The sequence below is a fragment of the Amycolatopsis ponsaeliensis genome, from assembly GCF_030182635.1.
GTDB classification, from domain to species: domain Bacteria; phylum Actinomycetota; class Actinomycetes; order Mycobacteriales; family Pseudonocardiaceae; genus Amycolatopsis; species Amycolatopsis ponsaeliensis.
Map to the genome: position 1 here is coordinate 155,966 of NZ_JAPZLD010000010.1, position 13,211 is coordinate 169,176.

The following is a 13,211-nucleotide window of genomic DNA, read 5'->3' on the forward strand; positions in this document are numbered from 1 at the left end:
GCTCGTCGCTCACCGCGCGGCTCCGGTCAGCCGGTCGAGGACGAAACCGCGCAGGCCGTCGAGGTCGGTGTCCATCGCGACCTCGATCGAGCGGCCGGGACTGAACTGCGGATCGTCTTCGCCGAGCCTTCGCCGGTCGACGAGCGTCTGCCCGCGTGCCGGGCCCAGCCCGCAGTCGACGTCGACGCGGTAGGTCTCGGTGTGCAGGATTCCTGGCGAAATCGCCTCCGCGACCGCGACGGCGTCGTGCATGACCATGCGGTCCTCGCCGAACACGCGCGTGTAGTGCTGCCGATAGGTGGAGGTGAGGCCTTCGAGGGTGGCGCCGACCGGCCCCGACGACGCGAGCTTCGCCAGCCATTCGGCGTCGACGGCGCACCGGTGCGTGAGGTCGAGCGGCACGAGCACGACCGGGACGTCCTCCTCGACCAGCACGCGGCGGGCCGCTTCGGGGTCGCTCCAGATGTTGAACTCGGCGGCGGTAGTGCTGTTGCCGAACGTCACCCCGCCGCCCATGATCACGAGCCGCGCGATCTTCGCCGCCGCGCCCGGGTGGGCCGCCAGCAGCGCGGCGATGTTCGTCAGTGGCCCGATCGGCGCGATGGTCACGGGCTCGTCGGAGGCTTCGAGCAGGTCCAGCATCAGGCGGACGGCGTCGCGCTCATCGAGGGGACGGCTCGCCTCGGGCAGTGTGGAGGAGTGGCCCGACAGGCCGTCGCCGCCGTGGACCTCTTTGGCGTCACGCGGCTTCGAATAGACCAGCGGCCGGGAGGCTCCGGCGGCGACCGGCACGTCGGTGCGGCCGAAGAGCTCCAGCAGCCGGCGCGCGTTCGAGGTCGTGCGATCCAGCGGCACGTTGCCGAACACCGACGTCACGCCCAGCAGTTCGACGTCCGGGGACAGCGCCGCCAGCGCGATCGCCAGCGCGTCGTCGACGCCCGGGTCGGTGTCGATGATCAGCCTCGTGCCCATCCAGCTCCCCTTGCCTGTGAACCCGTCCCGTACACAGGTTACGGTCACGGGCATGACGTCGATGTGGGGTGCGCCCGCGCTGTCGCGGGTGCGGGCCTGGCGGCGCGCGCGGCGCGACCCGCGGCAGGCGAAGTTCCTGACCGCCGACTCGCTGCGCTGGGTGCTGCGCAACCGCGCGTACACGCCCTGGTACCTCGTCCGGTACTACCGGCTGCTCAAGTTCCGGGTCGCCAACCCGCACATCATCCTGCGCGGGATGCTCTTCCTCGGGAAGGACGTCGAGATCCACTGCCGGCCGGGCTACGGGCGGCTGGAGATCGGCCGCTGGGTGCACATCGGCGACGGCAACGCGATCCGCTGCCACGAGGGTTCGCTGCGGATCGGCGACAAGTCCGTGTTCGGCCGCCAGAACGTCATCAACTGCTACCTCGACATCGAGCTCGGCGCGGCCACGCTGGTCGCCGACTGGGTGTACATCTGTGACTTCGACCACGTCACCGCCGACATCCATGTGCCGATCAAGGACCAGGGCATCGTGAAGTCGCCGGTGCGCATCGGGCCGGACACGTGGCTCGGCACGAAGGTCAGCGTCCTGAAGGGCACCCGCATCGGCCGCGGCTCGGTGCTGGGCGCGCACTCCGTCGTGCGTGGCGACATTCCCGACTACTCGATCGCGGTCGGCACGCCGGCCCGCGTGGTGCGTAACCGCGAAGAGGACTACGCGGCCGACACGGCTCGCCGTGAGGCTGTCGCCGACATGGCGCGGAAGGCCAACAAGGCGCTGCAGAAGACCCTCGAGCAGTAGATCTACTCAAGTGTCGTGGTCGTCCACCCGGACATAATGGCCACGTGGGGGAACTCCGGACCGTGTGGTCCTCACTCGCGCTGGCGCTGTGCGCCGCGGGCCTGCTGCTCGTCGTCCCGTTCTTGTTCTTGCAGGGCTTCCTGGCGAGCTTCCCGGTGTTCGGCACGAGCAGTCACGCGGGTGACGGCTACCTGACCTGGGCGGCCTGGCTCGGCGCGGGACTGCCGCTGATCGGCGTCGTCTTGGCGGCTCTCGGGCGACGCCGTGGGTGGACGTGGTTCTTCGGGATCTGCCTGGTCCTGGCCGTCGCGGTCGCCGCGATGGCCAGGGTCGACCAGGTCCGGCACGCTCCGCCGCCTCCGCCGGAGCCGCGCCACTGCGTCGAGCGCAGCGGCGGCGGCAACGAGTGCCCGGGCGACTGACTTACTCCTCGAACGTCATCTCCGGAGGCGGCCGCCGGAAACCGCGGGTGATCGCCGCCAGGGCGACGACGCCGATCGCCAGCCAGACCAGGCCGAACACCAGCGCGATGCCGTCCAGGTTGACCAGCAGCCACAAATCGACCACGGCCCCGATCACGGGGAAGACCACCCAGGTCAGCACGCGTTTCCCGGCCCGGTCGCGCAGCCAAGTCGCCAGGACGCTGACGTTGACGAACGTGAACGCTGTGAACGCCCCGAAGTTGATGAACGACGTCGACGTGCTGACGTCGAGCGTCAGCGCGACCAGCCCGACGAGCCCGGTCAGCACGATGCCGAACACGGGCGTCGCGAACCGCGGCTGGAGCTTGCCGAAGATCCGCGGTAGGACGCCGTCGCGGCCCATGGCGAACATCAGCCGAGACGCGCTCGCCTGGGCGGCGATCCCCGACGCGAACTGCGCCACGACCAGTCCGGCGAGGAAGAACGACGCGAAGAGGTTGCCGCCGATGGTCGTCGCGATTTCGAACGCGGCGGACGACTCGTCGGTGAACGTGCTGCCCGGGTGCGCGAGCTGGGTGAAGTAGGCGAGCACGATGAAAATGCCGCCGCCGATCAGTGCGGTCAGCAGGATGGCGCGAGGGATCGTCCGGCGCGGCTCGGTCGTCTCCTCGGTCAACGTCGTCACGGCGTCGAAGCCGAGGAACGAGTACGTCGCGAGCGCGGCGCCGCCGGAGATCGTGCCCAGCGTGCTGCCCGGGTGGAAGAACGGCCGCGTGCTGGCCAATGAGCCGCCGACGTGCAGGACCTGCTTGACCGAAAGAACGACGAAGAAGCCGATCACCAAGATCTGGAACGCCATGAGGACGAAGTTCGCCTTCTCGGCGATCTTGATGCCCAGGACGTTGAGGATGGTCGTCAGCAGGATAAAAGTGATCAACCAGAGCCAATTGGGCACGGACGGGAACTCGGCCGAGAGGTAGGCGCCGCCGATCAGCCAGATCACCATCGGCAGGAAGAAGTAGTCGAGCAGCACAGCCCAGCCGACGAGGAACCCGGCGCGCGCGTCGACCGCTTTCCGGACATAGGTGTAGGCCGAGCCGGCGACGGGGTGGGTCGCGGCCATCTTCCCGTAGCTCGCCGCGGTGAACAGCATGGCGACCAGGGCGAGCAGGTACGCCGAGGGCACGGTGCCGTCGGTCGTCGTCGCGACGATGCCGAAGGTGCCGAGCACGATCAGCGGAGCCATGTAGGCGAGCCCGAACAGGACGACACCGGGCAGGCCGAGCCGGCGCTGCAGGGCGGCCGGGGCCGCGGCCGTGGAGGTCATCGGTCGTCTCCTTCTCGTGGACGCCAGCGGTCCGGGTCGATCCGGCCCTGGTAGAGCGGCAGGTCGAGGGGCGCGTCGGCGGGGGTGAACTGCGCCCACATGCGGTTGGTGCCCGCGGTGCCCTCGCGGCGGACGCGCGCCACCTCGTCGAGGTCGATCGTGTGGGCGAGGACGCCTTGGCCGGTTCCCGGCAACGCGCCGAGAACGTCACCTTCGGGCCCGACGAGCAAGCTGTCGCCCATCCCGAACGGCCCGGCCGTGTTCACGCTGGCGACGAAGACCTGGTTGACGATGGCGTTCGCCCGGGCCAGGACGAGTTCCTGAGCGCGGTCGGGGGTCGTGGTCTGGACGGGGTTGAGCACGATCTCGGCGCCCATCCAGGCGAGGTGCCGGGTCACTTCGGGGAACCAGGCGTCGTAGCAGATGGAGAACCCGACGCGGCCGGCGTCGGCCAGATCGGCGACGACGAACCGGTCGCCGGGGTCGTAGGGCTCGTGCGGCCGCCAGGGGAAGATCTTGCGGTACCAGCCGGCCAGCTCGCCTCGCGGGGAAAAGACGAGGGCGGTGTTGAACAGCTCGCCGTGGTCGCCTTTTTCGCAAACGGTGCCGGGCGCGAGCCAGATCCCCAGGTCGCCGGCCAGTTCCGCGAGTTCCTTCGTCCTCGGCCCATGCAGCGGTTGGGCGGCGGCGCGGAGTTGCTCCGTGCGTTCGTCACCCTCGCCGTCTACGCCGCAGAGGTGCAGTTCGGGGAAGGCGGCCAGGCGCGTGTCCGGAAACCGGCCGAGGACGGCTTCGACCTCGCCCGCGAACCCGCCGTCTCCAACGGCTCGGGGCGGCGCTTGCACCAGGGCGATCGGCAGGGGGCGCGGCATGGACGAAAAATAGTCCATCTTGAACACTTAAACAAGAGTGCTCAAGATGAGCAGTTTGTGCGGTACGGTCGGTTCATGGCGACAGCAGACCTGAGCGCCCCGGCACTGACCGGCATCCGGCGGCTGTCCGCACTGGACACGGTCCGCGCCCGCATCGCGCTCGCCGTGGAGTTGGGCCTGCTGAAGCCGGGGGAGCGCCTGCCGGCGAACGCCGACATCGCGCGAGCGCTCGGGGTCGCGGAGATCACCGTGCGGCGGGCTTTGGAGTCTCTGGTCGGCGACGGCCTGATCGAACGCCGCCGCGGCCGAGCCGGCGGAACGCTCGTGGCCGAGAATCCGCCGACGCAGCGAGTCCGCGAGGTCGGCGCGTACCGCGAGTCGGCGGCCGAGGTCCGTGACCTGATCGACCACCGCCTGGTCTTGGAGGCGGGTTTGGTCCAATTGGTGGCGAAGCGATCGCCGGACCTCCCGCGCTTGCGGACGTTGGTCGCCCGGATGGACACGGCGACGGGCTGGGCGGAGTTCCACGAGCTCGACGCGGAGTTCCACCGAACGGTGGCGGCCCCAGCCCCGGCCGCGGCGGTTGCCCACTACGAGACGGTGCTGGGCGAGCTGTACCGGTTCTACCTGCCGTACCCGATGGTCAAGCTGCGCGAGTCGAACCGCGACCACGCGCGCTTGGTGAAGGCACTGGCGGCAGGCGACCCGGACGCGGCGGCCCGGGTGACGAGAAGGCACGTACGCGGCCTGCACCAGACGATGTTCGTCGGCCTCGCCGCAGGGGACCCGGCAGCGCCCGAAAACTGACGACGGCCTGGCTGAGCCAGCTCAGCCCAGCGATGGTCGGAAGTCGACCACGGCTCGGCGACCTGTCGCGGCCGGCCCGGATTCGGCCCGACTAAGGGGCGAGACCCGGCGACCGCGGCCCGCCCGCCGCGGTGGTCCGAAAGCCGACCATCATCTCGACCCCCGGCCGTTCGGCGGTGATCATCGGCTGATAGGCCGATCTCCCGCGACCGCGCTCCCGGCAGCCTGGGCCCATGTCGATCACCCGGTTCGCCATCCCCATGCTCGTCGCCGCGGCGCTCGTCCCCGCTGTCCCCGCGGTTGCCGCCGCGGACGGCGTCTCCTGGCAGCTCTGCTCCGCCGTCGCGAAGGGCTGGGACGCCGACGATCAGCGCAGCGAGTGCACGCTGGTCCCGGTTCCACTCGACTACGCCGACCCGGATGGTCCGAAAATCGACATCGCCGTGAGCCGGATCAAGGCGACCGGCGCGAAAACCGGTGCCGTCCTGCTGAATCCGGGTGGTCCCGGTCAGTCCGGCTTGACCATGCCGCGCAGCATCGCCGACAGTCACGCCGGTGACATCGGCGTCCACCACGACCTCGTCGGGTTCGATCCGCGGGGCGTCGGCTACAGCGCCGACCTGCCGTGCGCGGTCGATTTTCCGGAGCCCGACCCCGGCGTCCCCGACAAGGAGAAGGCCCGCGAAGCCGCGGAGCGCGCAGCCGCCGCGAACCGCGAGTGCGTTGCCGCGCATCCCGCCTTCGTCCGGAACCTGACCACGCCGACCATCGCCAGCGACCTCGACCGGATCCGGCAGGCCCTCGGCGAGGACAAGATCGGCTACTACGGCGTCTCCTGGGGCACCGCGCTCGGCGCGCAGTACCGGTCGCTCTTCGACGACCACGTCGACAAAATGCTGCTCGACTCCGTCATGGCGCCGGACCTGAATGTCACCGAAATGGACGACGCCCAGGCGACCGCCGGGGAGAACACCTTCCACGAGTTCGCGTCGTGGATCGCCCGCTACGACACCGTCTATCACTTCGGGACCACCGAGCCCGTAGTCGCGAAGGTCCTCCTCGACCTGCGGGCGAAGTTCGGCGCGACCGTGAACGGCATGCTCGCCAACCCGCGCCGCGAGTGGGCCGGCTTGGCGACGCAGCTCGCGGCCATCCGGGACGGCGGCGCGCCCGTTGCCGAAAAGATGACCACGGGATTCGGCTGGGACGGCGAGGCGCAGGCGTTCAACCACTTCCAGCAGACGGCCCTGCTCTGCAACGAGTCGCCGAGCCCGCGCGACTTCGACACCGTCTGGCAGCACCGCGTCGACCGCATGAAGCGCCTGCCGGTCGCGGGTGGCTATGGCCTCTACGAACAGCTCTGCGTCGGCTGGCCGCTGGACGCGCGGCCGTGGTCGTTCGCGAAAGGACAAAGCCCACTGCAGCTCGTTGGCCACGCCTACGAGCCGGTCACGCCCATCGGCTGGGCGCTCGAGATGCAGCGGAAGATCGGCGGCGCGCTGATGACCGTCGAGGACGACGCCCACGGCTCGCTGTCCGCACTGCCGTGCGCCGACGCCGCCGTCGCTTTATTCGACACAGGTCAGACGACGTCCAAGTCGTGCCCGGGCGCACCGACGCCCAAGCCGTGAATCAGCGGGCCCGCAGCTGCTCGCGGACCTCCATCAGCGCGAAGCCGAGCAGGTTCAGCCCGCGCCAGTAATCTGGCTTGGCCGCGTTCTTCTCCTCGCGTGCGAGGCCGGTGCCCCACACGAGGTCCTTCTTCGACGCCTCGACGAGCACTGCCTCGCCGGTCCCGAGCAGGAACCGGCGCAGGTCGCGGTGGGCCCGGAACTTGGCCAGGTTGCCGTCGACGACGATGTCGAACCGGTGCCGCTCCCAGGTGGCGGCGTCGAACCCGGTCACCTCGCGGCCGAGCACCTTCGCCGCCTTCGCCTCGGGCGTCTCCCGGATCAGCGCGGCCTTTTCGTGGTCACCGAACAGCGAAGCCTTGCCGGCCATCATGTAGTGCTCGGCGGTCGGGTAGACGACGCCGTCGGCCTCGAACGGGTCGGCCCACCACTGGCTCAGGCAGCTCGCCGTCACCCGCCCGGACTTCGTGGGCGTGTGCCCGTAGAACAGCAGGTATTCGGGCTCCGCACCCTCGTGGACCTTTTCGCGCAACGCCTCGACACTGCGGACCCCGTCGACCTTCACCATCCGCCTAGTGGACCACGCCCTCAGAGCAGGAAGTGGAACAGGGGGCTGCCGGGCTCGATCCGTTCCACCTGTAGCGGGCTCGCGTCCATCCGCGCCAGCAGGCCCGGGAGGTCGGACGACCGGGCGATTTCCACGCCGACCAGCGCCGGGCCCATCTCGCGGTTGGTGCGCTTGACGTACTCGAAGCGGGTGATGTCGTCCTCGGGTCCGAGCACCTGCTCGAGGAACCGCCGCAGCGCGCCCGGCTCCTGCGGGAACCCGACGAGGAAGTAGTGCTTCAGCCCTTCGTGCATCAGCGAGCGTTCGAGGATCTCGCTGTAGCGGCTGACGTCGTTGTTGCCGCCGGAGACCACGATAACGACGGTCTGCCCGGGCTCCACCTGGACCACCGAGCCGAGCGAGGCCGCCGCCAGCGCGCCCGCGGGCTCGGCGATGATCCCGTCCGACTGGTACATCGCCAGCATCTCTGTACAGATGGCGCCCTCGGCGACCGAGGTCAGCTCGGCGCCGCTCTCGCGGATCAAGGGGTAGGTGACGTTGCCGGCGATGCGCACGGCGGCGCCGTCGACGAACGAGTCGAGCTCCCGCAGCCGCACCGGCTCCCCGGCGGAAAGGGCGGCCGCCATGCACGCCGCCCCCGCAGGCTCGACGCCGACGACGCGCACGTCCGGGTGCCGTTCCCGCAGCCAGCTGCCGACGCCGGCGAGCAGCCCGCCACCGCCGACCGGGACGATCACGACGTCCGGCACGAAGCCGAGCTGCTCGATGACCTCCAAAGCGACCGTGCCCTGGCCTGCGACGGTGCGGACGTCGTCGAACGCCGGCACGAGCGTCGCACCGGTGCGCTGCGCGTCCTCGTTGGCCGCGGCGAAGGCGTCTTCGTACGTTTCGCCGACGACGATGACCTCGATGTGCGCGCCGCCGAGTGTCGCGATGCGTTCGCGCTTCTGCCGCGGCGTGGTGCCCGGGACGTACACGCGGCCGTTCGCGCCGAGCCGGCGGCACGCGTACGCGACGCCCTGGGCGTGGTTGCCGGCGCTGGCGCAGACGACACCGAGCGCGCGTACGTCCTCTTCGAGCTGGACAATGAAGTTGTAGGCGCCGCGGATCTTGTACGACCGGACGGTCTGCAGGTCTTCGCGTTTCACCCAGACCTGGGCGTTCACCCGGGACGACAGCCGCGCGCTCGGCTCCAGCGGCGTGCGGGTCACCACCCCGGCCAGCCGCTCGGCGGCCTTTTCGATGGTCGCCGCGGTCACCGTGTCGATGTCATGCACCTCGTTGAATCTACGACTCGGGCGTCCCGGGCAACCGCCCGGGCCTCCGGGCGCATCAAAGGGGTGACGAACAGGACAGGGGGCGCCGGTGAACGACTTCACCGAGTACGTGACGGCTCGGGCGGGCTGGCTGCGCAAGGTCGCGTACCTGCTCTGCGGCGACTGGCACCGGGCGGACGACCTGGTCCAGACGGCGATCACCCGGCTCTACGCGAACTGGTCGCGGGCCGCCCGAGCGGACAACCTGGACGGGTACGCCCGCCGGACGCTGGTCAACACGTTCCTCGCGGAGCAGCGGCAGTCGTGGTGGCGGCGGGTGGATTTGCGCGGAATCGACCACGACCCGCCCCCGGCGCCCGGCCCGGACGTCGACTCGGCGCTCGACCTGCGGGCCGCGCTGGACCGGCTGCCCGCGCGCCAGCGGGCGACTGTCGTCCTGCGCTACTTCGGCGACCTGCCGGTCGCCGAAACCGCCCGGGCCCTCGGATGCTCCGAAGGCACTGTCAAGAGCCAGACCGCGAAGGCCGTGGAGACGCTCCGCGAGCTGCTGGGCGAGCCGATTGCGGAGGGACGAGCATGACCGACACCGAGCTGTCCACGATGCTGAAGGAACTGGCCGACCGGCCCGCGCCGCCGCCCCGGATCGACGTCGACCGCGCGCGCCGGATCGGGGGACGCCGTCGTCGCGCGCGGACCACGGCGCTGGTCATCGGCTGCGCCGCGGTGGTGACGGCCGCGGGCCTGACGGCCGTGTCGGTGTTCCGGCCCACGCCACCGCCCGCGCCGGCGGCCGTCCTGCCCAAGCCCGCGCCTCTCGCCCCGGCGCCCACCGACGACCCGCTGGCGACGAAGGCGAGCTTCGGCTGGCTGCCCGAGCCGATCACGGGCATCGAGTACGGCCGCGGCGGCCACGGCGACTACGCGCTGGCCATCGGCCGCGGCGACCTGCCGCCGATGATCTGGCTCGCGGTGTACGACCAGGAACCGCCATTGGACCGCAGGCACGACATGGGCGGGCGGGCGGTGCGCGTTCCGGTCCGGGTCGGTGACCGCGACGGTTACTGGGTCACGACCGATGCGGGGGACCCACTGAACCAGGGCAACAGCTACCTGCGCTGGCCGACCGCGGACGGCCGCTGGGCCGAGCTGAACGCCTACTACCTCGCCCTTCCCGACCTGCAGCAGGTCTTGCTGCGGGTCGCCGGGGAGGTGACGTTCGCGAACCGGGCGGTGCCGCTGCCGCTGCACATCGACAGTCTGCCGGGGACCTTCCGGGTCGCCGACATCTCCCTGTGGCGCCGCCCCGACAGCGATGGCGTCCCGTGGCGGGCGGTGCTGCAGTACTCGTCGAACGGCGCGCTGGCGACGATCACGGTCTCGCTTCCGGGCGGTCAGGCGGACGGCCTCGGCAAGCCGGTCTGCACGACGAAGAACGGGCTCAAGGCGTGCGTCGCGATCGACCACCCGCAGGCCGCGGGCGTCGACAGCCAGACCCTGCTCGACCGCATCACGCTGCTCGGCCCGGACGAGTCGAAGTGGACCACGCACGTGATCGGGTGATCAGCCCTTGGGCACCGCCGGGTAGGGGACGAAGGTGCTGGTGTTCTCGTCGACGGTGAGCTGCTTGCCGATCGTCGGGAACGCGCGCTGCGAGCAGGCCGGCCGTTCGCAGACTTTGCAGCCCATCCCGATCGGCGTCGCCGCGGCGGGCTCGTCCAGATCGAGGCCGGTCGAATAGACGAGCCGCCCGGCGTGCCGCAGTTCGCAGCCCAGGCCCACGGTGAACGTCTTTCCGGGACTGCCGTAACCGCCGATGTTGCGGGACACCGTGCGCGCGATCCAGAAGTAGCTCTTCCCGTCGGGCAGGGTCGCGATCTGGGTGAGGATCTTCCCCGGCTGGGTGAACGCCTCGTAGATGTTCCACAGGGGACACGCGCCACCCACCCGGGAGAAGTGGAAGCCGGCCGCGGACTGCCGCTTGGACATGTTCCCTGCCCGGTCCACCCGCACGAAGGAGAACGGCACCCCGCGCTGCTTGGGACGTTGCAAAGTGGACAGCCGGTGGCACACGGTCTCGAAGCCGACGCCGTAGTGGTCGCACAGCCGCTCGATGTCGTAGCGGAACCGCTCGGCCGCGGCCAGGAACGGTCCATACGGGAGGATCAGCGCTCCCGCGAAGTAGTTCGCCAGGCCGACCCGCGCCAGCGAGCGCGCGGCCGGCCCGGAGAACGCCCACGAGTCGGCCAGCTCGGTGATCAGGTCGTCGTACTCGAGCAGCGCGATCTGCGAAGCCATGCGAAACGCCTGCTGCCCGACCCGCAGGCTCGGAGCCAGGCGCAGCACGCGCGTCACCGGCTCGTAGCGGTGCTGCTGACCGGCGGATTCGTCGATCCCGTCGTTGGTCACTTCGACGCCGTAACGCTGCCAAAGCCGTTCCTTCAGCGCGCCGAGCACCTGACCGCGCTGCAGCGGGATGTCGGCCGCCATCTTCTCGGCGCGCTCGTCGAGCTCGGCTACATAGTTCTCGCGCTCGTAGAAGAAGTCGCGGACCTCCTCGTGCGGCAAGGCTGACGCCGCGCTGCCGTGCAGGCCCAGGCCGTTTTCCATGGTGAGCGCGGCGGTGTTCTCGACGGCGTTGCGGTAGCTGCGGTGCAGCTTGACCAGCGCCTGGGCGATCGCCGGCAGGTTCGACGCCAGCTCGTTGAGCTCGCTGGTGGTGACGTCGACGCCGAGCGACTCGTCGAGCAGCGCTTCCTTGACGTCGGCCACCAGGCGGGACGTGTCGTTGTTCGCGAAAAACTCGGTGTCCACCCCGAACGCCTGCGTGATCCGCAGCAAGACGGGGACGGTCAGCGGACGCGAGTTGTGCTCGATCTGGTTGAGGTAGCTGGGTGAGATCTCCAGCACACGAGCGAGGTCGGCCTGGCTCATCGACCGGCTTTCGCGCAGATGACGCAACCTCGCTCCGGCGAAAGTCTTCTCCATTCGAGCCGTCCTCTCCGGAAGGTTTCCGGTCCTGAACGGTTACGTGAACGGTCAAGAACGCGGATTTTCGGTGCGGTTGCGAAACGGCTATTCGCAACCTTTGCAAAGAGCCTACGGACCCTTCGCACAAATTGGCAACTTGGACAGCTGGACCGGATTTTCCCAGCCGTGCGAGGGTCGGATCAGGCAAGGCGAGCAATCGCAAACTTCGCAACACCGGGAGATCCGATGACGGAACAGGCCAAGCAGGCGGCCGCGGAGCTGGCGGCGCAGTGGGCGAACGACCCCCGCTGGGCGGGCGTGCAGCGCTCCTACTCGGCTGAGGACGTCGTCAAGCTGCGCGGCAGCGTGGTCGAGGAGCACACGCTGGCCCGCCGCGGCGCGGAGAAGCTGTGGGACCTCCTGCACACCGAGGACTACATCCACGCGCTCGGCGCCCTGACCGGCAACCAGGCCGTCCAGCAGGTCCGCGCGGGCCTGCAGGCCATCTACCTGTCCGGCTGGCAGGTCGCGGCGGACGCCAACCTGTCCGGCCAGACCTACCCGGACCAGAGCCTCTACCCGGCCAACTCGGTGCCGGCCGTGGTCCGCCGGATCAACAACGCACTGGGCCGCGCCGACCAGATCAACTGGGCCGAGGGCAACACCGACATCGACTGGTTCGCGCCGATCGTCGCCGACGCCGAAGCTGGCTTCGGTGGCCCGCTCAACGCGTTCGAGCTGATGAAGGGCATGATCGCGGCCGGCGCCGCGGGTGTGCACTGGGAAGACCAGCTCGCGTCCGAGAAGAAGTGCGGTCACCTCGGCGGCAAGGTCCTCATCCCGACCAAGCAGCACGAGCGCACGCTGAACGCCGCCCGCCTCGCCGCGGACGTGCTGAACGTGCCGTCGCTGATCGTCGCCCGCACCGACGCGCAGGCCGCGACGCTGCTGACCAGCGACGTCGACGAGCGCGACCAGCAGTTCCTCACCGGCGGCCGCACCGCCGAGGGCTTCTACGAGGTCACCAACGGCATCCAGCCGTGCATCGAGCGCGGCCTGGCCTACGCCCAGTACGCCGACTTGCTCTGGATGGAGACCTCGGAGCCGGACCTCGAGGTGGCGCGCAAGTACGCCGAGGCCATCAAGGCGAAGTTCCCGGACCAGATGCTGGCCTACAACTGCTCGCCGTCGTTCAACTGGAAGAAGCACCTGGACGACGCGACGATCGCGAAGTTCCAGCGCGAGCTCGGCCACATGGGCTACAAGTTCCAGTTCATCACGCTGGCCGGCTTCCACGCGCTGAACTACTCGATGTTCGACCTGGCGCACGGCTACGCCCGTGAGGGCATGACCGCCTACGTCGACCTGCAGGAGCGCGAGTTCGCTTCGGAGAGCCGCGGCTACACCGCCACCAAGCACCAGCGCGAGGTCGGCACCGGCTACTTCGACAACGTCGCGACGGCGCTGAACCCGGAGAGCTCGACCACCGCGCTCAAGGGCTCCACCGAAGAAGCCCAGTTCCACTGATCCCGGCCGCGGGGGGGGGGGGGGGCCCCCCCCCCC

At 69.9% G+C, this 13,211-nt stretch carries 13 protein-coding genes; 7 read left to right on the forward strand and 6 right to left on the reverse strand.

Features of this window, described 5'->3' with window-relative positions:
* Positions 1 to 9: 9 nt before the first annotated feature.
* Complete coding sequence (locus QQ657_RS17305) at positions 10 to 972, reverse strand: nucleoside hydrolase (RefSeq protein WP_284743176.1); 963 nt, start codon at positions 970 to 972, stop codon at positions 10 to 12.
* Between the two features lie 52 nt (positions 973 to 1,024).
* On the opposite strand from QQ657_RS17305, the gene QQ657_RS17310 reads away from it, so the two are divergent.
* Together QQ657_RS17310 and QQ657_RS17315 are read left to right on the forward strand one after the other, a co-directional pair.
* Positions 1,025 to 1,777, forward strand: coding sequence for an acyltransferase (locus QQ657_RS17310; protein ID WP_284743177.1), 753 nt, complete (start codon positions 1,025 to 1,027; stop codon positions 1,775 to 1,777).
* Positions 1,778 to 1,821: 44 nt separating this feature from the next.
* Positions 1,822 to 2,199 (forward strand): DUF6234 family protein, encoded by a 378-nt coding sequence (locus tag QQ657_RS17315; RefSeq protein ID WP_284743178.1) that lies wholly within the window; start codon positions 1,822 to 1,824, stop codon positions 2,197 to 2,199.
* 1 nt (position 2,200) lies between these two features.
* Here QQ657_RS17315 and QQ657_RS17320 read toward each other — a convergent pair whose 3' ends face one another.
* Together QQ657_RS17320 and QQ657_RS17325 are read right to left on the reverse strand one after the other, a co-directional pair.
* Positions 2,201 to 3,526, reverse strand: coding sequence for an APC family permease (locus QQ657_RS17320; RefSeq protein WP_284743179.1), 1,326 nt, complete (start codon positions 3,524 to 3,526; stop codon positions 2,201 to 2,203).
* Entirely contained in the window at positions 3,523 to 4,398 is an 876-nt protein-coding gene (locus tag QQ657_RS17325; protein ID WP_284743180.1) for a carbon-nitrogen hydrolase family protein, read from the reverse strand. The genes QQ657_RS17320 and QQ657_RS17325 overlap by 4 nt, the downstream gene beginning before the upstream one ends.
* 75 nt (positions 4,399 to 4,473) lie before the next feature.
* Between QQ657_RS17325 and QQ657_RS17330 the strand changes: the two genes are divergently transcribed.
* The gene (locus QQ657_RS17330; protein WP_284743181.1) at positions 4,474 to 5,205 is read left to right on the forward strand and encodes a FadR/GntR family transcriptional regulator; all 732 of its coding nucleotides are present in this window, start codon (positions 4,474 to 4,476) and stop codon (positions 5,203 to 5,205) included.
* 233 nt (positions 5,206 to 5,438) lie between these two features.
* Positions 5,439 to 6,836 (forward strand): alpha/beta fold hydrolase, encoded by a 1,398-nt coding sequence (locus tag QQ657_RS17335; RefSeq protein ID WP_284743182.1) that lies wholly within the window; start codon positions 5,439 to 5,441, stop codon positions 6,834 to 6,836.
* 1 nt (position 6,837) lies between these two features.
* Here QQ657_RS17335 and ybiA read toward each other — a convergent pair whose 3' ends face one another.
* Entirely contained in the window at positions 6,838 to 7,404 is a 567-nt protein-coding gene (gene ybiA / locus QQ657_RS17340) for a riboflavin biosynthesis intermediates N-glycosidase (RefSeq protein ID WP_284743183.1), read from the reverse strand.
* 20 nt (positions 7,405 to 7,424) lie between these two features.
* On the reverse strand, positions 7,425 to 8,681 hold the full coding sequence (ilvA, locus tag QQ657_RS17345; RefSeq protein WP_284743184.1) for a threonine ammonia-lyase IlvA: 1,257 nt from the start codon (positions 8,679 to 8,681) through the stop codon (positions 7,425 to 7,427).
* Between the two features lie 88 nt (positions 8,682 to 8,769).
* Between ilvA and QQ657_RS17350 the strand changes: the two genes are divergently transcribed.
* Positions 8,770 to 9,261 (forward strand): SigE family RNA polymerase sigma factor, encoded by a 492-nt coding sequence (locus QQ657_RS17350; RefSeq protein ID WP_284743185.1) that lies wholly within the window; start codon positions 8,770 to 8,772, stop codon positions 9,259 to 9,261.
* Complete coding sequence (locus QQ657_RS17355; protein ID WP_284743186.1) at positions 9,258 to 10,241, forward strand: hypothetical protein; 984 nt, start codon at positions 9,258 to 9,260, stop codon at positions 10,239 to 10,241. Before QQ657_RS17350 ends, QQ657_RS17355 begins: the two co-directional genes overlap by 4 nt.
* Here QQ657_RS17355 and QQ657_RS17360 read toward each other — a convergent pair whose 3' ends face one another.
* Positions 10,242 to 11,666: a short-chain fatty acyl-CoA regulator family protein gene (locus QQ657_RS17360; protein ID WP_284743187.1), complete on the reverse strand. Its 1,425-nt coding sequence runs from the start codon at positions 11,664 to 11,666 to the stop codon at positions 10,242 to 10,244. It abuts the gene before it with no gap.
* Positions 11,667 to 11,894: 228 nt separating this feature from the next.
* Here QQ657_RS17360 and aceA point away from each other — a divergent pair, with 228 nt between their 5' ends.
* Positions 11,895 to 13,175, forward strand: coding sequence for an isocitrate lyase (gene aceA, locus QQ657_RS17365; protein ID WP_284743188.1), 1,281 nt, complete (start codon positions 11,895 to 11,897; stop codon positions 13,173 to 13,175).
* Positions 13,176 to 13,211: the final 36 nt, after the last annotated feature.

Bases quoted from the DNA above. Each gene is read 5' to 3' on its own strand.
- QQ657_RS17305 (WP_284743176.1), bottom strand. From the start codon at position 972: ATGGGCACGAGGCTGATCATCGACACCGACCCGGGCGTCGACGACGCG.
- QQ657_RS17310 (WP_284743177.1), top strand. From the start codon at position 1,025: ATGACGTCGATGTGGGGTGCGCCCGCGCTGTCGCGGGTGCGGGCCTGG.
- QQ657_RS17320 (WP_284743179.1), bottom strand. From the start codon at position 3,526: ATGACCTCCACGGCCGCGGCCCCGGCCGCCCTGCAGCGCCGGCTCGGC.
- QQ657_RS17325 (WP_284743180.1), bottom strand. From the start codon at position 4,398: ATGCCGCGCCCCCTGCCGATCGCCCTGGTGCAAGCGCCGCCCCGAGCC.
- QQ657_RS17330 (WP_284743181.1), top strand. From the start codon at position 4,474: ATGGCGACAGCAGACCTGAGCGCCCCGGCACTGACCGGCATCCGGCGG.
- QQ657_RS17335 (WP_284743182.1), top strand. From the start codon at position 5,439: ATGTCGATCACCCGGTTCGCCATCCCCATGCTCGTCGCCGCGGCGCTC.
- ybiA (WP_284743183.1), bottom strand. From the start codon at position 7,404: ATGGTGAAGGTCGACGGGGTCCGCAGTGTCGAGGCGTTGCGCGAAAAG.
- QQ657_RS17355 (WP_284743186.1), top strand. From the start codon at position 9,258: ATGACCGACACCGAGCTGTCCACGATGCTGAAGGAACTGGCCGACCGG.
- QQ657_RS17360 (WP_284743187.1), bottom strand. From the start codon at position 11,666: ATGGAGAAGACTTTCGCCGGAGCGAGGTTGCGTCATCTGCGCGAAAGC.
- aceA (WP_284743188.1), top strand. From the start codon at position 11,895: ATGACGGAACAGGCCAAGCAGGCGGCCGCGGAGCTGGCGGCGCAGTGG.